Here is a 20,988-nt window from a genome sequence, read left to right on the forward strand (position 1 = left end):
TGAAAGCCTGCTGCTCTGACCGGGCTTTTTCACCGGCTTAAACCGGTGCCAACGCCCGCCGGTACGCACTGGGCGTTTGGCCCGTTACGACCTTGAACGTCTTGTTGAAATGGGATAGGTTACTAAACCCAACGGCGTACCCAATATCGGCCACGGTTCGGGCAGAGTTGAGCAGCCTGCGAGCCTGATTGACCCGGTATTCGTTGACGAAATCGGTGAAGGTCATGCTCGTCATGCGTTTAAAATAACGGCAGAACGCCGGTACCGTCAGGCCCGCCGTGTCGGCTACCTGCTGTACCGACAACTCTCCCCCGTAATGATCGGCCACGTACTGATACACCCGATTGATGCGCTCCTGTTCTTTCGGGTTCAGGTCGAACCGGATGCCATCGGCGTGCAGCGGCTGAACATCGGGAGCGACTGCCAATTGGTGCAACACCTGCAACAAGGTCATCATGCGCGCAAACGAGGGCAGGTGGGGCAATTGGAGCAGGGTTTCGCCAACGGCCCGTTTGGTTGCCGGGCCAAACACCAACCCCAGCCGGCTCCGTTCGAACAAGCGCCGGATTTCGGTCATTTCGGGCGTTAGCAGAAATCCTTTTCCCAGAAAATCGTCGCGCATTTGCACCACCACCTCTTCATACTGCCCCTGCTTGCCGTAGCTAAAATTGAGGTGTGGCAGGTTGGGGCCAATAAACACCAGCTCGCCCGCTTCGTACTGCGAAATATTAGTACCCACATGGCGTTTACCGCTCCCTTCCGGGATATACACAATCTCGTATTCGGGGTGATAATGCCAGTACACCCGGCAGGTTTCGGCCTCGGTCAGGTGCACCACCTTGAAGGAGTTACCGGGACCGGGTTCTATTTTTTCGAATTGTAGGCGCACGACGGAGTTTAGCGTTTAGGTGTATTGAGTGACTGGATTGTTGTTTACTTGAATTCTGGTCTTACGTACTGGCGTCAACTACTGCCGGGGTATTCTGTTATCGTCAACCACTGCCAGGGTCTTTGACCACTGGCAGGGTTTCAACGCTCCTCACCCTGCCAGTGGTCAAAGACCCTGGCAGTGGTTGAAACCCGTGTTTGATGATTTAGAGAAAGTAACAATCCAATCACTCAATACAGGTAGGGCTTACGGTCTATTTTTTTTGTTCAGAGGAGGCCGTCTTCGGGTATGCCGAACTAACCTCGTGCTCAATTAACCAAAAAATAACACATTCTGCGTTTCAAAAATCAACAGAGCATTGGTTTTGGCAAATCGTAGCGTCGTACGAGTGCTGTTCGGGCCTTAGCTTTGTACCATGAATACAACGGATCAATCGACTGTAACGTCTATATCCATGACGGGCAACCCGCTCGTTCGGAACGTGCTGGCTTATTTTGTTCATGCACAGGCCCGGGCAGTAGGGCTGGTTTTTGCCTCCGATAGCCTGCTGTTTGGCAGTTGGGTAGCGCACATTCCGCACATCAAGCAACGCCTGCAACTAAGTGAGGGCGAGCTGGGTCTGGTTTTGTTTGCCATGCCTGCCGGCCTCCTCACTATGAACCCGCTCACGGGGTACCTCATTGCCAAGCTGGGGCAGGCCCGTGCCTGTTTCTGGGCGGCTATCTGCCTGGCGCTGGCCATGTGCATTCCGGTCAATGCGCCCAACGTGTGGGTGCTCGTTCTGGGATTATATATGGTCGGGCTGGCCGGGGCGCTCATCAACGTAGCCATGAACACCCTGGCTACCGACGTAGAAAAATCGACGGGGCTGGCCATCATGTCGTCGTGTCACGGTATGTGGAGCGTGGGCGGCATGGTTGGGTCGGCCGTGGCCGGGGCTGTGATTGCCCTGAACGTTGCCCCCGAAATACACCTACCGCTGATGGGTCTGCTGGTGCTTTTGATTACGGTCGGGGTACGGCCGGTTCTGGCCCGGATTCCGGTACAGCCCACTACCGAACAGGCTTCGTTTGTGATGCCCAACCTCAACCTATTGCTGATGATTTTGATCGGGCTAGCCCTGGCTATGGGCGAGGGTACGGCCTTTGACTGGAGCGCGGTGTACCTCCGCGAGACTCTCGGAGCCAGTAGTCAGGTAGCGGCTCTTGGGTTTGGCGCTTTCTCGCTGACCATGACTCTGGGGCGGTTTATGGGCGACGCCCTCATTCCCCGGCTGGGTGCGCAGCGGTTTCTGTTTCTGGGTGGACTTATTGCCGCTGCGGGCTTGTTTTTGGCCGTACTGGTCCCGGTACCGGGTGTAGCTCTGCTTGGATTTGCCCTGCTCGGCGCGGGCTGTTCGCTGGGGGCACCCATTCTGTACGCAGCGGCCTTACGGGTACCGGGTATTCCGCCCGCAGCCGGTCTGGCAACGTTTGCCACCTTTAGTTTTATCGGTTTTCTGGCGGGGCCTCCCGTTATCGGCTTCGTTGCCGAAGCCTTTGGCTTACCCTGGGGTATTGCCTTTGTAGGCTTCATGATGCTCGTATCGGCAGCACTCTCTAAAATTGTGAAATTGTAAAAATGAAAAATGAAGGAGGAAGGGAGGAGGGAGAAAAGGAGAAAGAAAGTAAGAAAAGGAAGGTCCTCCCCCTTTTTCCTTTCCTACCTTCTCCGTTCCTCCCTCCTCCCTTTTCTCCCTCTGTTCCCATGCTTGCAGCGATCTTTGACATGGACGGCGTTATTGCCGATACCAACCCCTACCATACTATTGCCTGGCGCGAATACTACCGGCGCAACGGTAAGCCCCTGAGCGATGCCGATTTTGTGAAATACGTTTCGGGCAATCATAACAAAGCTATTGTGGCCCATTTGTTTGATGGACAAACACTAACCGATGAGGAAGCTTACCGACTCGGCGACGAGAAAGAAGCTTTGTTTCGCGAGCTGTATGCCCCGCATATTGTGCCCGTGCCTGGTTTACCCGATTTCCTGGAAGCACTCAGGCAGGCGGGTATCAAAACCGCCGTGGGTACGTCGGCCCCGGTCGAGAACCTTGATTTTGTGCTCGAAAAGCTTGGCCTACGCGATTACTTCGATGTGCTCCTGCACGAAAAGCTGGTGCAACGGCCCAAGCCCGACCCTGAGATTTACAGCAAAGCCATGGAGATGCTGGGCGTGTCGCCCGCCGACAGTCTGATTTTTGAAGATTCGATGACGGGAATCCGGGCCGCACGGGCGTCGGGGGCACGGGTCGTGGGCGTGGCCACTACGCATACAACCGACCAGTTACGGGCTGTGTCGGACTATGTGATCCGGGACTTTACCGGGCTAACACCCGAAGGATTAATGGCCGCCCTGTAGCCGATTGGCAGCACCTCAGAATGCCCGCAGCCGATTGCGTTTACCCACGCGGTAAACCGGTCGGCTGATTTTGTAGAAAATACCCCCGGCTACAATCATCGCCCCCGACGGAATCAAGACCTGTTTATCAAACAGAAACCGGCCTGTTCGGCCGTCCAGCGTTTTCGGGTTCACGAAATCAGCGGCCGCGTAAATTACCCCGGCAACGGGCAAAATCACTCCCAGTTGCGTCACAAACGGAATCTGTTTGCGCCGATAAATTCGGTCAACATCCCGAAATCGAATGGTCAGATTCTCCGTCCGATCCATAATTTCATTAAGCACCAGAATATCAAACGTACTGTCGGTCACGGCCGATACCGGGCCTTCCCACCGGTCGCCTTTAGCCCGCAGCCGGATTTCGTCGCCCACCTGATAGCGATACCGCGCAAACCCCGTCAGGCCCCGAACGTCGAGCGCCATGTAGCGTGCATTGAGCGTGGGCAACGCTGCCGCACGTTGTGCCAACCCTGCCAAGGGCATGGTAGTGAGTATACAGCCAAGCAGAAGAAAATAGACAGGGTTCATGGCAGCGGGGTTTTAGTCTACAACGTAGAAACGGCTAAAAGGTTACAGCGATCCTGTATCGTATTCAAAACCAAATTTCTATGTTTACTTTCGGGCGATTATTATGTTTCCAATGATCCAGTTTAAACGACTCGACCATATTTTGGTCTCTATACCGCCCGGTACCACACAGCAGGCCCGAACGTTTTACACCCAAGTCCTCGGCCTGACGGAGATTCCCGGCGGACACCCACACGGGGCTATCTGGTTCGAAATTGCGGACATTCAGTTGCACCTGCGCGAAGAAGAAGGAGGCAATTTCTCGTCCCGGCACCCGGCATTTGAAGTAACAGACCTCACTGCAGCCCGGCATGAGCTGGAGCAGAAAGGCGTCGAGATTGCGTATTCGTCGGAGATTGACGGGCGGCAGCGCTTTTTTATCCGCGACCCGTTTGGCAACCGCATTGAGTTTTTGGAATATCAGTAGTAATTCACGTTGAAAGCATTCAAGAGATAACCATGCCAGTACCCGCCCCATCGCGTTTTCTTTGCCTTAGCCTCCTGACAATCGCTTTGTGCAGTAGCTATAGCTTTGGTCAATCGCAGCCCAGCCAAGACCGGTTTCCGACGTACGACCACATTAAGCCCAATCCAAACGAGATTTATGATTACGTAAACCCCGATAGGTCTATACCCCGTCAGTCCAAAGCGGTCTTCAACCTATTTTCGTACCCGGAGGGCACTACCACGTACAAACTGAACGGCCAAATCTACAAAAGCACCGAGCAGGCGAAGAGGGCCTTCCTGCAAAAGGGGCGGCAGATTGAGCAGTTCACGGTCGGGAAGCCCGATACCGACGGCAAACGCCTGATCGAAATTACGTATCGCTAAATTACGTTCTCCACTCGCTTAGGAGCTTCCAGGGGTTCGGGGGTATTGGCCGATACTCCGCCTGACACAATCATTTTCATGACATCGGCGCTCGGCACATTGAGCAAGGTCACGTTTTCGGCAGGCACAATAAACAGCTCGCCCGAAAACGCGTACGAATGCGGCATGTACACGGCCACCATGTTGTGGAGCTGGAGATGGCTGAGGTCGGTTTGGGTGATAAAACCCAGCTTTCGTAACTCCGACTGCCGGTTAATAAGCACCAAAACGGGCTGGTTGAACTTCTTGCGATCACCGACAAAGGCCGAAATCAGGTCTTTGAGCGAAAAATACATCAGGCTCACCAGCGGGAGGTGCTTGATAGAGCCTTCGAGCAAGGTGGCAAACGACTGCGGAATGATGGTCGAGACCAGCACACCCACGCCAAAAATGATGCCCACCATAATCAGCACGCCGATGCCGGGGATATCGATGGGGTTCAGTCCGTCGACCCACTCGAAAATACCATAGATAATCCAGATGGTCAACCCAATGGGGGCTACCGCCAGCAATCCACGGCCAAAATAGGTAATGGTACGATTGAGTAATTTACGGATCATGGTGGTTTTGCTCGCTGGGCGGCCTGTACAGTATTTGACCTGGCTATTTAGGCAGCTCGCTTCATCTCTTCAACCGCGAACATCGTACCAAAATTCATTTTTGTTCAACTTTGCGGTATGATTCACGCAAACCGACTTCGACTTTTTACCGAACGTATATTTTTGGCCATTGGCTGCTCTGACCATGACGCCCAACTGGCGGCCGATGTCCTGATCTCAGCCGACCTGCGGGGCGTCGACTCGCACGGTGTGGCCCGCCTGCCGGGTTATGTACGCCTGTACGATCTGGGCCGCCTGAACCCACAACCGCAGATGCGCATTGTGCACGAGAGTCCCTCCACGGCCGTTGTCGACGGCGACCGGGGCCTGGGGCTTGTGGTGGGCCCGTGGGCCATGCAGGTGGCTATCGAGAAAGCCCGAACGGCGGGTACGGGCTGGGTGGCTGTGCGCAACTCCAACCATTTTGGTATTGCGGGCTACCACGCCCTGCTGGCGGCCGAGCACGACATGATTGGGCAGGCAATGACCCATGCGGCCCCGCTGGTAGCTCCGACATTTTCGCTCGAAAAAATGCTCGGCACCAACCCGATAGCCGTGGCGATTCCGGCCGCAACCGAACCGACGTTCCTAGCCGACTTTGCCAGTACGGCCGTAGCCTACGGCAAACTCGAAATTCTGCAACGCAAAGGACAGGATATTCCGACGGGTTGGGCGCAAAACGCCGACGGTCAGCCCACCACCGACGCCAACGCCGTTCGGAATGGCGGGGCACTGCTGCCGCTCGGCTCCGACCGGGAACACGGTTCGCACAAAGGGTACGGGCTGGGGTCTGTAGTCGATATTTTCTCCGGCGTCCTGTCGGGGGCGAATTACGGCCCGTGGGTGCCTCCCTTTGCTACGGCGGGTTTCATGAGCGCGCAGGAAGGTGTAGGCATCGGCACAGGGCACTTTTTCGGGGCTATGCGCATCGACGCGTTCCGGCCCGCCGACGAGTTTAAAGCCCACATGGATACCTGGATCAACCGGTTTCGGTCGGCACGGGCGGTACCGGGCCAACAGGTGCTTATCCCCGGCGACCCCGAACGCATGATGGAAGCCGAGCGTACCACCAACGGCATTCCGGTTGTGGAGCCGGTAGTGAACAGCCTCAACGAACTGGGCGAACGGTTCGGAGTAGAGTTGTAAAAACGAGGGAGGAAGGAGGTAAGGAGAAGACATCTTCCCCTTCCTCCCTCGTTAATAAAAATGCTCCCGGAGGTAGTTGGTCAGGTATGGGAACTGGGCAAGTTTGGTCAGAAAAAGGGGGTCGGGCGTTTTAGCGTAGTATTCATCGACCACATTCTGAATGGTAACCCCATAGGGAGCCGTTTCGAGTCGCTCGATGATATCACCCGCTTTCACTTCGCCAGGCTCGACTACCCGAAAATAGATACCGTGCCGACGGGCCTGCTGAAACTGTTTCACCATGCTCGAATCGTTGAAGCGAACGTTTAGGTTGTTGCACGGAAAGCGGGGCTGAACCACCATGAGCACGGCCGTTCCAATCCGAAACGTATCGCCCAATCCGGCCTCATGGTCGGGCAAGCCCACCGTAGTCAGGTTTTCGCCAAAATGACCCGGTTCGAGGGTTTTACCAGCCTCCTCCCAGAACCGATAAAAGGCCAAATCGTAAGCGTACACAGCTTTATTAGGGCCACCATGCACCCACTTGTTGGCTTGTTCATCGCCCTCGATAGAAGTCGGCTCTAACCGGATAGGCCCTTCTACAGGATGCTTAAAAATAGCCGTACGTACAGATCGGCCTTTCCACGTATGGGTCTGTGGCAGACCTACATTGACAGATTGAATATACATTGCGTAGGTAGTCTGTGTGTGAGGGATGATGCCCTAGCTGAGGACTGCGTCCCATCCGAGGACTGCGCCCCATCCGAGGACTATCGTCCCCGGTTAATTATGAGTCAACCCCGTTGGGGTTGGTGGATCAGGTGAAAAGATGGCGTTCGTCGTAGGTAACACCGTGTTCATCGAGCAACGACTTATACTCGGTCTCGTAGGTTATTTTGCGGTGATGTTCCTTTTGCTTCTTGATGTAGTTGATTATGCGGTCGCGCTCTTTGATCGAGTATGTAAAGGCCCCGTATCCCACAGCCCAACCTTCAAACGCCGGAAAATTTCCGTTGGCCTTCATCCAAAGTGAGCTACCTACCTTAATGGCTTTCACAAAATCAGCGAGCGACACACTCGGATGCAGGTCGCTGAGGATATGGATGTGGTCGGCTACCCCATTCACTCTGTACAACCGACAGTTCTGGTTCTTCACAACGCCCCAGATATACCGGTACAGTTCTGTACAGTGTTCATCTGGAATTGTCGGTTTACGGTGCTTCGTCCCAAAAACGATATGATACAATATCTGTCGGTAGCTCATAGAATCTATCGGTAGCCCATGCCCGCAAACTACAAACCCCACCTACCAAAATCAATACCCCTCCGCCCCCAACCCCAACGGGGTTGACTACGAATCACCGGGGACGCCAGTCCCCGGATAGAACCCGGCTAGCCCCCTCGGATACCCCCCTCGACTAACCCTCCGGTTAGCCCCTTCGGAAAGAGGCCATTTTATCCGTATTTTTGGTTTTACGCTATCACAAGATTCTATGTTCGTTCGTCTCCTTCTCTTCGTTTCACTTTTCTTTCTCGCCCAACGCACCTTAAGTCAGGTCGTTACCACCGTCCCCGCTTTTCCGACAGCCGACAGCGAGGTGACGCTCATCTTCGATCTCACACAGGCCAAAGACAACCGGGCCGCCGGTTTGCTCGGCAAAACGGGCGATGTGTACCTCTGGTCGGGGGCTGGCACCACCGAAACCGGCGACGCCTTTCAATTCCAGCCAACGGGACAAACCAATTTCAACGCCCCCTTTGTGCCGGGCACCATGACCGCCCTCGGCAATAACAAATGGCAGATTCGGATCGTACCCCGCACCTATTTCAACGTACCCGCCAACCAGCCCATCCGGCGGTTAGGCGTTTTACTCAAAAGCGGTGACGGCCGGTCCCAAACCGAAGACCTGTACGTCAGAATCTACGACAACCGACTCAGTATTAACCGGATCGAGCCAACCGGAAAAGACTTCTTTGTTGCACCCAACACCAACCTACCCGTACGCTACCAAACCTCACAACGGGCCGCTCTGTCCCTGACCGTCGACGGGCAACCCGTCGCAAATGTGCTGGACCGCGACTCCCTGCGGGCACAGATCAATACCGGCACGCAATCGGGTGCCCGCCGGATGGTTGTGTTTCGGGCCATGACCATGACTTCGCCCACGGGGCAAGCCGCAGCCGACACCTTTTATTTCACCGTTCGGCCCGAGCCGACCGTAGCCGAGCTACCCGCCGGCCTGCGCGATGGTGTGAACTACGCCAGCCCCAGCACCGCCACCCTGGTTCTGTTTGCTCCGCGCAAAAGCTTCGTGTACGCCATTGGCGAGTTCAACAACTGGCGCACCTCGCCCGAGTACCTCATGAAGCGGACACCCGACGGCAACCGCTACTGGATTGAACTGAAAAACCTGACCCCCAAGGCCGAAGTAGCGTATCAGTATCTGGTAGATGGCACCCTGGCCGTGGCCGACCCCTACGCCACCAAGATTCTCGATCCCAACAACGACCGGTTTATCCCGGCTACTACCTACCCCAACCTGAAGCCCTACCCCGCCGGAGCTACAGGCATCGTGTCGATTCTACAAACCGACCAAACGCCCTACCCCTGGCGTAAAGTCAACTTTGAGCGCCCCGACCCGGCCAATCTGATCGTGTATGAACTGCTCGTCCGCGACTTTTCGGCCAACCGCAACTACAAAACCGTGACCGACAGCTTACCCTACCTCAAACGGCTGGGGATCAACTGCATCGAGATTATGCCCATTATGGAGTTTGCCGGGAACGACTCGTGGGGCTACAACCCGATTTTTTACTTTGCCCCCGACAAGGCATACGGTACCGCCGACGACCTGAAACGGTTTATCGAAGCCGCTCATCAGCAGGGCATTGCCGTTGTGCTCGACATGGTATTGAATCAGGCCGATTACGAGTACCCATACGTAAAAATGTACTGGGACGGCAGCCGCCCAAGCCCCGACAATCCGTTCTTCAATCCACAGGCAACACACCCGTTCAGCGTCTTTTTCGACTTCAACCACGAGAGCCCGGCCACGCAGGCCCTGGTTGAGCGGGTCAATACGTACTGGTTGCAGGAGTTTCGGTTCGATGGATTCCGGTTCGACCTGTCGAAAGGGTTCACGCAAAAGCAGTCGGGTAGCGATGTAGGGTCGTGGAGTAGTTACGACATCAGCCGGGTACGCATCTGGAAACGCATTTATGACCAGATTCGGGCCGTAGACCCCACCGCCTATGTAATTCTGGAACACTTTGCCGACAATACCGAGGAGAAAGAACTGGCTGATTACGGCATGATGTTCTGGGGCAATCACAACGGCGATTTTCGGAATACTGCCAAAGGCCGGGCCGCCAACCTCAACGGCCTCTCGGCCAAAGAGCGCGGCTGGCAGCGGCCCAACCTGATTGGGTATGCCGAGAGCCACGACGAAGAGCGACTGCTGGTGGATGTGTTGAAAAACGGCCGCGTCGAAAACAGCTACAACACCACCCAGCTACCCACTGCCCTTGAGCGGGCCAAACTGGCGGCCGCATTTCTGGTCACCACACCGGGGCCGAAGCTAATCTGGCAATTTGGCGAACTGGGCTACGATGTGAGCATCGACGAAAACGGTCGTACCGGAGCAAAGCCCGTTCGGTGGGAGTATTACAGCGACCCCAATCGTCGAAAACTGTATGGCGTGTACCGCGAACTGATCAACCTCAAAAAAACGGTACCGGCGTTCCGGTCGGCCGATGTGACGATGGCCACCAACGACCTGGTGAAGCGCATCACCCTCCGCGACCCGGCCAATACAATTTTCCTCATCGGTAACTCCGACGCCGAAGTCCGTACCGTACCGGGCGGTTTTCCGGGTGTGGGCCGTTGGTACGACTTCTTCACCGGCGAATCGATCAACGTTACCGACGCAAACAGCACCGTAATGATGCAACCGGGCGAGTTTCACCTGTATTCAAGCCAACCCCTGCCTAAACCGGAGGCCGGGCTTGTACCGTTCGGGCCATCGATGGCGGTGGTTACGGCCGTGACCGAGCAACCCGTCGATGGTCTGACGCTTTCGCCCAATCCGAGCGCCGATGAGGCCCGGCTGGAACTGAGTAACCCATACCGGGGTTTGGTAAATCTGTACCTGACCGATGCTTCAGGTCGCGAGCTCCGCAGCAGTCGGACGACGAAAACAACCGACACGCTGACCCAGACCATTGACCTGCGCAACTTACCCAACGGACTGTATATCATTCGGTTGCAACTGGGCGAGCAGCGTGTGGTTCGGAAATTAATGAAGCAGTAAATCAGGTTTTCTCTACCTGTGCAGGGCACAGGTAGAGAACATAACCTCATGCAGTACAACCTCTTGAAACAAACGTCACCCCTTGCCCATACAGGCGTCCATTACGAGATTTTTGTCCGGGCTTTTTGTGACTCCAACGGCGACGGTATTGGCGATCTCAACGGCGTCACGGCCAAGCTCGATTATTTGCAGGATTTGGGCATCAGCGCCATTTGGCTCATGCCCATCAATCCGTCGCCCTCGTACCACAAATACGACGTGACGGATTACTACGGCATTGACCCCGAATACGGCACTCTAGACGATTTCCGGCGGCTCGTGCAGGAAGCCCACCGGCGGGGCATTGCCGTGCTGATGGATTTGGTGCTGCACCACACCAGCAGTAAGCACCCCTGGTTTACCGAAGCCTGTAAAGGCCCCGACAACCCGTATTGGTCGTATTACAAATGGCTGCACCCCGACGAGATTAAGGCCCGAAACCTGGCCACCCGCGACATTACAGCCGACTCGTCGGAGCGCAACCCGTGGCACCGGGTAGCCGGGGCTTCGTACCCCGAACGCTACTACGGCATGTTCTGGAACCAGATGCCCGACCTCAACTTCGACCATCCAGCCGTACGGCAGGAGTTTTTTCAGATTGCCCGGTTTTGGCTCGCCGAAATCGGGGTCGATGGGTTCCGACTCGACGCAGCCCGGCACCTTTATCGCGAGTTTGAAGAGCCCAAAAACCATCAGTTCTGGGAAGAATTTCGGCGCGAAGTAGAGACGGTTCTCCGCACCGGCGACCATCCCGGCCTGCGTCGGGAAGGCGTACACCTGGTGGGCGAAGTCTGGACCCGACCGGCTCACGTAGCCCCTTATTTCCGGGGCTTGCACGCTAACTTCAACTTCGACTTTGCCCTTTCGCTCGCTGAGGTGATTCGGCAGGAGGATGACACCGAAGACCTGATTGAGTTGCTCGCCTTTATTCAGGGGGCGTATGAGCAGGTAGAGCCAAATTTTATCGACGCCCTGATTCTCTCGAATCACGACCAGGACCGTATTGGCAGCGTGCTGAAGGGACATACCGACCGGCTCAAGGTAGCGGCTAACCTGCTGCTTACCCTGCCCGGAAACCCGTACCTGTATTACGGTGAAGAGATTGGGATGCTGGGCCAGAAACCCGACGAACACATCCGCGAGCCCTTCGTCTGGAACGTAGGCAAACACGACCCCGACCGGGCCCGCTGGAACAAAACCGGTTCGCGGTCGGCGCGGTACTCAACCAGCCGGACGGTGCGCCCGTTGGCCACGCAACAAACCGACCCCGACTCGTTGTTCAGCCATTACAAACGCCTGATTGGGTTTCGGAACAGCCACCCCGTGCTCAACGACAACCTGAGCCGAATCGAACTGAGTGGCATTCGGCAAACGGGCTTAGTAGCGTTTATTCGGCGGAGTCAAACTGGTGAGCGGTCCCTGCTCGTTCATAACCTGACCGGCCAACCCATCAGCACGGTACTGCCCCCCGAAGAAGCCGCCTTTACCCAACTGAACTGGCACAGCAGCCCGGCAACCCACATTTCCGATGCGAGCCTCACCGTGGGGCCGTACAGCGTGGCCCTGCTCGACCCAAACCGGTAACGTTTTCGTTTCGCAAAACCCAACGACGCATGAACACCGACTCGACACCCCTACCCGAACGCGTACGCCCCCGAACCCTCAACGAGGTGATTGGCCAGCAAAAATTGATTGGCCCGAACGGAGCCCTGCGCCGGGCCGTGGAGTCAGGTCGGCTGCCATCCATGATTCTGTGGGGGCCGCCGGGCGTGGGAAAAACAACCCTCGCTCTGCTATTGGCCGAAGCCGTTCGGCGACCGTTTGTGGCGCTGAGTGCCATCAATTCGGGGGTGAAAGAAGTACGGGAGGTGTTGAGCCGGGCCACTCCGCTGATGGCCCCGGTGGTGTTCATCGACGAGATTCACCGATTCAACAAAAGTCAGCAGGACGCCCTGCTCGGGGCCGTCGAACGAGGGCAGATTACGCTCATCGGGGCCACCACCGAAAACCCTTCGTTCGAGGTCAATTCGGCCCTGCTGTCGCGCTGTCAGGTATATGTGCTCGAATCGCTCACGCGCGATGAGCTGGTTGCCGTTGTTGACCGGGCCATTGCTGCCGACCCATTTTTGCAGAGCAAGCAGATTACCGTACAATCGTACGATGCGCTGTTGCGGCTTTCGGGGGGCGATGGCCGCAAGTTGCTCAATCTGCTCGAACTGGTAGCGTCGGCCCACGTCTCGGCCGACCCGTTGGTGATTACCGACGAGGGCGTGACGACCGTTGCCCAGCAAAATATTGCCCGTTACGATAAATCAGGCGAGCAGCATTACGACATTATTTCGGCGTTTATCAAATCGTTGCGCGGCTCCGACCCCAATGCGGCTCTGTACTGGATGGCACGTATGCTGGTGGCGGGCGAAGACCCCGTATTTATTGCCCGCAGGATGCTGATTCTGGCCTCGGAAGACATTGGCAACGCCAACCCCACGGCCATGATTATGGCGTCGGAAGCGGTGCAGGCAATCCGGGCCATTGGTATGCCCGAAGGCCGGATTATTCTGGGGCAGGTAGCGGTGTATCTGGCTACGTCACCCAAGAGTAACGCGAGTTATGTAGCCATCGACGATGCTATTGCCCTCGCCGAAAAAACGGCGCATCTGCCCGTACCGTTGCACCTCCGCAACGCCCCTACCAAGCTGATGAAGCAGATTGGCTACGGACAGGACTACCAATACGCCCACAATTACGAAGGCAATTTCAGCCAGCAAAATTACCTGCCCGACGAGCTGAAAGGCCACCGACTTTACGAGCCCGGCCAAAACGCCCGTGAAGCCGAAATCCGGCGTAGTTTGGCAAAGTGGTGGGGCGACTGGTACGGGTATTAGAGGGCGAGTTTTTGTCTATTCAGTCATGGCGACTTACGTCTCCTTGCCACCAACACACCATTTGTTAGGTTATGAATACTTCCTTTTTTAGAATTTTCACAGGTGCGTTTCTCATCTGGTTTTTGTCGCAAGGCACTTTGCAGGCGCAACAACCGGGCGAGCCATTCACCTTTTCGACCCGCCGAATACTTGACGAGTCTACACAAATTATTGACCAGGAAACCGGCAAGCGAGTTACTGTGCGAGACGCTATGCGTTTGATTGATACAGTCCCGAGAAGCCACCATCTTGAACCTGTGTTCGATGAGTACGCCCAGGTCAGCAGTTACAAACTCCGGCCGCTAACGGTTGAGGAAAAGCAAACCGGCGCTGTCAACTCCCGCGACTTGTCAAAAAGGCCAAAGGTGGGGGATGTGATGCCTTTGTTCGTCATGAAGGATGTGAACGGCAACGTGTACCGTTCAACTGCCTTGAGAGGACAAGTGGTTGTTTTAGCTTTTCTGCTGGAATTGAAAAAACCGTTCTGGAATGCAAATGGGGCAAAAGCGCTTGACGATTTGATCAGCCCATCACGAGCAACCGTCAACCCAATTGTACTGGGTGTAGTGGGCACTTCCCGGACAGCTATCAACGAAATACTGAAAACTGAAACGCTGCCTTTTATACCGATTCCCGATGCGGTGGGGTTTCATCAGAAATTTTCCATTATGGGCTTTCCTTCGTATATCGTTATTGATCGCGCAGGGAAGGTTGCAGCTGTCATCGAGCCGGGTGAGGGGGAACAGCTAAAAGAGATTTTGCTGAAAATAAACTAACACGGATCAATAGAACGCTGACGCGTTGGAAAGGTGCGTAAACGGATCCACCGACGATTTGGTGTATCTTTGTCTATGCTCTTACCGTTCGCTGAAAAGGCCTTTATTGACGATTTGAAGTTAACAGGTTATTGCTTGTCGGAAACACACATTACGGGAAAGCATAAAGCCAGAGTCTTTAAAGCTACGTTGGGGATAACAGCTGCTGATTATTTAATTTTGAAAGAAGCGATTATCACGGCTGTTCTGTTAAACGACGCTATTTACAGTGGCCGGAACCAACAAGGTGATTTATATACTGTTGATTTTATGATGGCTCACAAGACCAAACGTACAAACGTACGGACCGCCTGGATTTGTTTGTTTGGCGAATCGTTTCCGCGTTTAGTTAGTTGTTACGTTAAAGAATAATCGACAATGACTGATTCATTTGAACTTCTGGATGTTGTTGCCGTTCTGCATGATTTGCCAGCTGAAAAGCTTAGAAAAGGAAGTTTGGGCACTATCGTCGAACTCTTCGACAATCAAACTTTTTTAGTAGAATTTGCAGATCCTGATGGAGTACCGTACGCGATGCCAATTCTTGCGCAGGATCAGGTATTAAAGATTTATCAGACGCCAGTTGAAGCGTAATGGTGCTTTCACGTAGAAATTAAACTACTCTACCTGAAAGCACCAGTACAAATCTAAATCAGAAACCAACCGGTTTCAGTCGCAGACCCGCATCTTCGGGTAAGCCAAATACCAGATTCATGTTTTGCACGGCCTGCCCCGACGCCCCTTTGGTCAGATTATCAATCACACTCGTGATAAGCAGTTGATCGCCGTGCTTTTCCAGATGCACCAACGCCTTGTTGGTATTGACCACCTGCTTCACATCAATGGGAGCCTCGCTCAGGTGCGTAAACGGATGCCCGGCATAATATGCCCGGTACAGAGCTTTTGCTTCGTCGAGCGTACCGCTATAAGTTGTGTACACATTGGCCATGATACCCCGCGTGAAATTGCCCCGATACGGAATAAAGTGCACCGGATGGCTCAATTCAGGCTGTAGCATCGTCAGGCTCTGCCCGATTTCGGCCAAGTGCTGATGCTCAAACGCTTTATAAATCGAGACGTTGTTGTTACGCCACGTAAACCCAGTAGTAGGTACAAGGGCTTGCCCCGCGCCAGTGCTGCCCGTAATGGCACTCACATGCACAGCATCCTGAATGCGGCCGGCCTCGGCCAATGGCAACAGAGCCAACTGAATAGCGGTGGCAAAACAACCGGGGTTGGCAATCCGCTCCGACTGCCCGATGCGGTCGCGCTGAAGCTCCGGCAGGCCGTACACAAAGTCTTCGGACTCGTCGCGGAAGTCGGCGCTCAGGTCGATGATTGACACATGGTCCGGCACCTCGTTTTCGGCCAGAAACTTTTTAGAGGCCCCGTGCCCCGAACACAGAAAAATCACATCTAAACCCTCCTGGTTCAACAAGGGAGCCATATCGCCCCCGGCAAAGGTCAAATCGGTATCACCAATCAGGTCGGTATGCGTCGACCAGACGGGTTTCCCCGCCTGACTCTGACTATGCGCAAACGCAATAGCTGCAAACGGATGATGAATCAGAATCCGGAGCAATTCGCCCCCGGTATAGCCGGCCGCGCCGATAATGCCTACGTTTATGGTCATGTCAAGTAAGGAGTAAGGAGTGATGAACGATGAGTGATAAGTGATGAACGATGAGTTTGCTGATGTAAATCACTCATCGTTTATCACTTATCGTTCTGTAAAGTTCGATATGCTCACGAATAAAGCGGTCCCACGAAAACGAAGCGGCTCGTTCGAGGGCTTTTTGCGCCAGTTCGGCCCGAACAACCGACGAATTAATTAGCGTCTGTAGCGCCTGACAAAGGGCATCGGAGTCTGTAGGAGGAACCAACAGGGCCGCATCGCCCACTACCTCGGGCAGCGACGACTGATTGGACGTAATGACGGGCAGGCCACATTGCATGGCTTCGAGCGGGGGTAAGCCGAACCCCTCGTACAACGACGGATACACAAACGCCAACGCGCCTGAGTAGAGCGGAGCCAGGTCTTCGTCGGGGACAAAACCGGTCAGAATAATACGCGATTGCAGATGGTCGGTCCGATTGATTTCGGCCATAATCTGATCGAACTTCCAGCCCTTGGTGCCTACCAGAACAAGGTTAAAATCGTCGGGAATGCTACGGGATTCCACCAGCCGGGCAAAGCTCCGAATCAGGTGGTCAATGTTTTTGCGGGGCTCAAACGTAGCCAGGCTCAGCAGATAGCTGCCCCCCTTAATGCCAAACCGCTGCTGCACCGCCGAAATACGGTCGGGGTCGGTAACGGGATAAAACAACTCGCGCGAAGCCGCCAGCGGAATCGTACTCACCCGCTGCGGATCGAAACCGGTATGGCTCAGGAAATCAGTTCGGGTGGCCTCCGACACACACACCACGTGCGTATGGGGCGTGAGCGACGCAATCACCTGCCGAACGGTTTGCTCGCCATCGCGGAACCACTCAGGCCGCTGAATCGGGATCAGGTCGTGGATGGTCACCACCTTGCGGATATGCCGCGCCTGCGCTACCTCCTTCGGAATCGGGAAAAAAGGCGAATGATAAATAGTACCCGGTGCCCACTTGCCCACGGGCAGCGGGCCGGGTTTGATGCGTAACGTTTGCCGAAACTGACTCAGCCCCGCCCGAATGGCTTTCGACGGTTTACTGCCCGGCGACAACGAACGGAGTAAGGTATTTTCCAGAGCTGCCCAGCGCCGGTCGGCCGAATCATTAACCAACCGGGGGCCGCTCCGACCGAAGGTGTAGTGCGCGTATCGTTGTGTTTCAGACACGTACGAGGGGGCCGCCAGCGACAAATGTACGTCTCCCGACCGCCACAGTCCGCGCACCAACTCCTCCACGACCCGACTCACGCCAGTTTTCGCTTCGGGGTGGTAAAATCCAATGCCCAACGGGCTGGCGTCGATAAATACGTTCAAGATTAAATGATGAACGATAAGTGATGAGCGATGAGTGATGAACTGAGCCGTGCCGGGTTCTTTCGTTCAGGCACAAAATCATTCATCGCTCATCGCTCATCACTTATCACCCCTTTATGCGTTCGTAAATCATTACCTGGTTGGAAGCTACTTTCGAGAAGCCCCGCACGTCTTCGCCGGTCCAGGCATTGTTCATCTCGCCGTACGAACCAAATTTAGACGACATCAGGTCAAACGGCGATTCGATGCCCAGTACCGTAAACCGGTAGGGGTCAAGCTGAACGTGCACTTTACCGGTCACGTGGGCCTGCGTATCGGCCAGGAATGTTTCAATGTTGCGCATGACCGGGTCCAGGAATTGTCCCTCGTGGAGCATGGTTCCGTAGAAATTGCCCAGTTGTTCTTTCCAGGTCAGCTGATGCTTGGTCAGGACGTGCTTTTCGAGGGTATGGTGCGCCTTGATGATAATCAGCGGAGCGGGGGCTTCAAAACCAACCCGACCTTTGATACCGATGATCGTATCGCCCACGTGAATATCGCGGCCAATGCCATAGGGGCCTGCCAGCGCCGTCAGCTTCTGAATAGCCCCCACGGGGTTTCCGAACTGCTCATCGTCAATGCCTTTCAGTTCACCATGCTCAAAATGCAGGGTAATGGTTTTGGGGGTCGTCTCGGTCACCTGCGTTGGCCAGGCCGACTCGGGCAGGTACTGATCCGACGTAAGGGTTTCCTTACCCCCTACCGACGTACCCCAGAGGCCTTTGTTGATCGAGTAAGCCGCTTTGTGCCACTCCTGATCCACGCCTTTGCTTTTGAGGTATTCAATTTCGGCCTCGCGCGACAGACGCAGGTCTCGAATCGGCGTGATGATTTCGGCTTCGGGGGCCAAAATCCGAAACGCCATGTCGAACCGTACCTGATCGTTGCCCGCACCGGTGCTCCCGTGAGCAATAGCCGACGCGCCTATCTCGCGAGCGTATTCGCCCGCGGCAATGGCTTGAAAAAACCGCTCGGCACTTACCGAAAGGGGATACGTGTTATTTTTCAGCACGTTTCCGAATACCAGAAACTTCAGGCAGTGCTGGTAGTATTCGTCGGTTTTAGAAACGGTCGCGTGGCTTTTCACCCCGAGGGAGTAGGCCCGCTCTTCAATCGCTTTCAGTTCGGCTTCGGAAAACCCGCCCGTGTCGACCAGCACCGAGTGGACTTCTAATCCCCGATCTTCGGTCAGATATTTAACGCAAAACGAGGTATCGAGACCTCCACTAAACGCGAGAACAACTTTCTGAGACATAATAATCAGTGAACAACGAGCAGCTAACAGTGGACAACGAACAGCCAACAGTGAACAGAGAACAACCAACAGTGAACAATGAATAGTGACTACTTGTGTACTACCCTATTGTTCGTTGTTAGTTGTTCTCTGTTCACTGCCCACTGTTCATTGTTCGCAGTGCAAATATCTGGCATTCTGCCCGGAAATACACAAAGGAATTATCTTTACGAGCCCTGCATGATTAAAGAAGGGCATTCACAGACCTTTACTGTGTGAACGAGCGAATGAGCGAAAGGGCGACGGGAGAAAGAATCTTCTCAAGAACATCGCCAACAGCTTCCGCCTATTCACTCCTTCACTATTTCACTCTTTCACTCCTTTTTATGCGACTTTTCCGCTTTGGCCCCGCCGACAACGAACAACCCGGTGTTGAACTTCCTTCTGGCAAACGCATCAGCGTAGCCGCTTTTGGTCACGATTACGACGAGCAGTTCTTTGCATCGGGCGGCCTCGACCGGCTGGCCCAATGGCTCCAAACGAATGCCGACTCCTGCCCCGAAGTCGACGCGTCGGCCCGGTTGGCGTCGTGCATCAAACGGCCTTCCAAAATTGTGTGCGTTGGCCTTAACTACGCCAAACACGCGGCCGAAACCAACTCACCCAGCCCCGCCGAACCTATTCTGTTTTTCAAATCGACTTCGGCGCTCTGCGGACCCAATGACAACGTGGTGATTCCGAAACATTCGGAGAAAACCGACTGGGAGGTCGAACTCGCCATTGTGATTGGCAAAAAAGCAACCTACGTTTCCACCGAAGACGCCCTTGACTACGTGGCCGGGTATGCCCTGCACAATGATTACTCGGAGCGGGCCTTTCAGCTGGAGCGTGGTGGGCAGTGGGTAAAAGGCAAAAGTGCCGATACGTTTGCCCCTATCGGGCCGGTGCTGGTCACGAAGGATGAAATCGCCGACCCGAACAACCTGCACCTCTGGCTCGACCTGAACGGCGAACGATTGCAGGACTCGAACACGAACGACATGATTTTCAACGTACCGACGCTCGTGAGCTACATTAGCCAGTTTATGAGTCTGTTGCCCGGCGACGTTATCTCGACGGGTACGCCTGCCGGTGTCGGTATGGGTCTCAAACCACCCCGTTTCCTCCAACCCGGCGACGTGGTGCGGCTCGGTATCGAAGGCCTCGGCGAACAACAGCAAACCGGGGAATCGTATTCTTAACAAAAGGAGGAAGGAGGAAAGGGAGGAATGGAGAATGGCCTCATCCCCCTTCTCCTTCCCTCCTTCCTCCCTTTCTCCCTTCTTTCTATGACAATTGACGCGCACCAACATTTCTGGTTTTACACGCCCGAACGCGATACCTGGATTACCGACGATATGGCCGTGATTCGGCGGGACTTTTTACCGGCCGATCTGGAGCCGGTGCTGAAAGCCAACGGAATCGACGGCTGCGTGGCCGTGCAGGCCGACCAGTCGGACGCCGAAACAACTCTACTGGTGGGACTGGCCAATGCCTACGACTTTGTCAAAGGGGTAGTGGGCTGGGTTGATCTGCGGAGTAATGAGTTGTACGATAAACTCGAAGTGTACTCGCAGTACGAAGAACTGAAGGGATTCCGGCATGTGGCCCAGTCTGAACCCGACGATTTTCTGATGCGACCGGAGGTAATCCGGGGTATTCGGCAACTGGCAGCTTTCGACTTTACGTACGATATTCTGATCTACCCCAGTCAGCTCAAAGCAGCCCTGCATTTGGTGCGGGAGGTGCCCGAAGTAAACTTTGTGATCGACCATCTGGCCAAACCGTACATCAAGAAACAGGAGATTACGCGCTGGTCGAACTGGATGAGCGAACTAGCCAAGCACCCAAACGTGCACTGCAAAGTGTCGGGGATGGTGACCGAGGCCGACTGGCACGGCTGGTCGAAGAAAGACTTTTTTCCGTATCTCGACGTGGTATTCGAGCAATTCGGTCCCGACCGGCTGATGTTTGGCTCCGACTGGCCGGTATGCCTCGTCGCAGCCGATTACACGCAGGTAAAAACTCTGGTCGAAGACTACGTGGCCCCCTGGGGCGCTGAAGTCCGCCAGAAGGTATTCGGAGCCAACGCCATGTCGTTTTACCGATTGTAGTTTTGCAAGACATCAA

At 54.9% G+C, this 20,988-nt stretch carries 21 protein-coding genes; 13 read left to right on the top strand and 8 right to left on the bottom strand.

What is annotated here, in order from left to right:
* Positions 1–37: 37 nt before the first annotated feature.
* Positions 38–889 carry an AraC family transcriptional regulator gene (locus F5984_RS08815; RefSeq protein ID WP_152123915.1) on the bottom strand — a complete coding sequence of 284 codons (852 nt, stop codon included), beginning with the start codon at positions 887–889 and terminating at the stop codon, positions 38–40.
* A 415-nt stretch (positions 890–1,304) separates the two neighbouring features.
* On the opposite strand from F5984_RS08815, the gene F5984_RS08820 reads away from it, so the two are divergent.
* Positions 1,305–2,507: an MFS transporter gene (locus F5984_RS08820; RefSeq protein ID WP_246168883.1), complete on the top strand. Its 1,203-nt coding sequence runs from the start codon at positions 1,305–1,307 to the stop codon at positions 2,505–2,507.
* Positions 2,508–2,635: 128 nt separating this feature from the next.
* On the top strand, positions 2,636–3,289 hold the full coding sequence (locus tag F5984_RS08825) for an HAD family hydrolase (protein ID WP_152123916.1): 654 nt from the start codon (positions 2,636–2,638) through the stop codon (positions 3,287–3,289).
* A 15-nt stretch (positions 3,290–3,304) separates the two neighbouring features.
* Here the strand turns inward: F5984_RS08825 and F5984_RS08830 are convergent, their stop codons facing one another.
* The gene (locus F5984_RS08830; protein ID WP_152123917.1) at positions 3,305–3,856 is read right to left on the bottom strand and encodes a hypothetical protein; all 552 of its coding nucleotides are present in this window, start codon (positions 3,854–3,856) and stop codon (positions 3,305–3,307) included.
* A gap of 112 nt (positions 3,857–3,968) precedes the next feature.
* On the opposite strand from F5984_RS08830, the gene F5984_RS08835 reads away from it, so the two are divergent.
* Complete coding sequence (locus F5984_RS08835) at positions 3,969–4,322, top strand: VOC family protein (RefSeq protein ID WP_152123918.1); 354 nt, start codon at positions 3,969–3,971, stop codon at positions 4,320–4,322.
* 32 nt (positions 4,323–4,354) lie between these two features.
* On the top strand, positions 4,355–4,726 hold the full coding sequence (locus F5984_RS08840) for a hypothetical protein (RefSeq protein WP_152123919.1): 372 nt from the start codon (positions 4,355–4,357) through the stop codon (positions 4,724–4,726).
* On the opposite strand, the gene F5984_RS08845 is transcribed toward F5984_RS08840, so the two are convergent.
* On the bottom strand, positions 4,723–5,325 hold the full coding sequence (locus F5984_RS08845) for a DUF502 domain-containing protein (protein ID WP_152123920.1): 603 nt from the start codon (positions 5,323–5,325) through the stop codon (positions 4,723–4,725). The genes F5984_RS08840 and F5984_RS08845 overlap by 4 nt on opposite strands.
* 117 nt (positions 5,326–5,442) lie before the next feature.
* Between F5984_RS08845 and F5984_RS08850 the strand changes: the two genes are divergently transcribed.
* A complete protein-coding gene (locus tag F5984_RS08850) occupies positions 5,443–6,510 on the top strand; it encodes an Ldh family oxidoreductase (RefSeq protein ID WP_152123921.1) in 1,068 nt (355 codons plus the stop codon).
* A 51-nt stretch (positions 6,511–6,561) separates the two neighbouring features.
* On the opposite strand, the gene F5984_RS08855 is transcribed toward F5984_RS08850, so the two are convergent.
* Together F5984_RS08855 and tnpA are read right to left on the bottom strand one after the other, a co-directional pair.
* Entirely contained in the window at positions 6,562–7,179 is a 618-nt protein-coding gene (locus F5984_RS08855) for an MOSC domain-containing protein (RefSeq protein ID WP_152123922.1), read from the bottom strand.
* 127 nt (positions 7,180–7,306) lie between these two features.
* Complete coding sequence (tnpA, locus tag F5984_RS08860) at positions 7,307–7,753, bottom strand: IS200/IS605 family transposase (protein ID WP_152123923.1); 447 nt, start codon at positions 7,751–7,753, stop codon at positions 7,307–7,309.
* A 229-nt stretch (positions 7,754–7,982) separates the two neighbouring features.
* Between tnpA and F5984_RS08865 the strand changes: the two genes are divergently transcribed.
* The 6 genes from F5984_RS08865 (at position 7,983) to F5984_RS08890 (ending at position 15,171) form a co-directional block, all read left to right on the top strand.
* The gene (locus F5984_RS08865; RefSeq protein ID WP_152123924.1) at positions 7,983–10,799 is read left to right on the top strand and encodes a DUF4961 domain-containing protein; all 2,817 of its coding nucleotides are present in this window, start codon (positions 7,983–7,985) and stop codon (positions 10,797–10,799) included.
* Positions 10,800–10,847: 48 nt separating this feature from the next.
* Positions 10,848–12,422: an alpha-amylase family glycosyl hydrolase gene (locus F5984_RS08870; RefSeq protein WP_185155460.1), complete on the top strand. Its 1,575-nt coding sequence runs from the start codon at positions 10,848–10,850 to the stop codon at positions 12,420–12,422.
* Between the two features lie 29 nt (positions 12,423–12,451).
* Complete coding sequence (locus tag F5984_RS08875) at positions 12,452–13,723, top strand: replication-associated recombination protein A (protein WP_152123926.1); 1,272 nt, start codon at positions 12,452–12,454, stop codon at positions 13,721–13,723.
* Positions 13,724–13,794: 71 nt separating this feature from the next.
* Positions 13,795–14,538, top strand: coding sequence for a TlpA family protein disulfide reductase (locus F5984_RS08880; RefSeq protein ID WP_152123927.1), 744 nt, complete (start codon positions 13,795–13,797; stop codon positions 14,536–14,538).
* Positions 14,539–14,613: 75 nt separating this feature from the next.
* Complete coding sequence (locus tag F5984_RS08885; protein ID WP_152123928.1) at positions 14,614–14,949, top strand: DUF6883 domain-containing protein; 336 nt, start codon at positions 14,614–14,616, stop codon at positions 14,947–14,949.
* 6 nt (positions 14,950–14,955) lie between these two features.
* The gene (locus tag F5984_RS08890; RefSeq protein WP_152123929.1) at positions 14,956–15,171 is read left to right on the top strand and encodes a DUF4926 domain-containing protein; all 216 of its coding nucleotides are present in this window, start codon (positions 14,956–14,958) and stop codon (positions 15,169–15,171) included.
* Between the two features lie 58 nt (positions 15,172–15,229).
* Here F5984_RS08890 and argC read toward each other — a convergent pair whose 3' ends face one another.
* The 3 genes from argC to argG form a co-directional block, all read right to left on the bottom strand.
* The gene (gene argC, locus F5984_RS08895) at positions 15,230–16,210 is read right to left on the bottom strand and encodes an N-acetyl-gamma-glutamyl-phosphate reductase (protein ID WP_152123930.1); all 981 of its coding nucleotides are present in this window, start codon (positions 16,208–16,210) and stop codon (positions 15,230–15,232) included.
* A gap of 73 nt (positions 16,211–16,283) precedes the next feature.
* Complete coding sequence (locus F5984_RS08900; protein ID WP_152123931.1) at positions 16,284–17,546, bottom strand: glycosyltransferase family 4 protein; 1,263 nt, start codon at positions 17,544–17,546, stop codon at positions 16,284–16,286.
* 106 nt (positions 17,547–17,652) lie between these two features.
* The gene (gene argG / locus F5984_RS08905; protein ID WP_152123932.1) at positions 17,653–18,840 is read right to left on the bottom strand and encodes an argininosuccinate synthase; all 1,188 of its coding nucleotides are present in this window, start codon (positions 18,838–18,840) and stop codon (positions 17,653–17,655) included.
* Between the two features lie 365 nt (positions 18,841–19,205).
* Here argG and F5984_RS08910 point away from each other — a divergent pair, with 365 nt between their 5' ends.
* Both F5984_RS08910 and F5984_RS08915 read left to right on the top strand, forming a co-directional pair.
* A complete protein-coding gene (locus tag F5984_RS08910) occupies positions 19,206–20,060 on the top strand; it encodes a fumarylacetoacetate hydrolase family protein (RefSeq protein ID WP_152123933.1) in 855 nt (284 codons plus the stop codon).
* Between the two features lie 87 nt (positions 20,061–20,147).
* Positions 20,148–20,972: an amidohydrolase family protein gene (locus F5984_RS08915; protein ID WP_152123934.1), complete on the top strand. Its 825-nt coding sequence runs from the start codon at positions 20,148–20,150 to the stop codon at positions 20,970–20,972.
* The last annotated feature ends 16 nt before the right edge of the window (positions 20,973–20,988 follow it).

This window comes from Rudanella paleaurantiibacter (assembly GCF_009184635.1).
Classification (GTDB): Bacteria; Bacteroidota; Bacteroidia; order Cytophagales; family Spirosomataceae; genus Rudanella; species Rudanella paleaurantiibacter.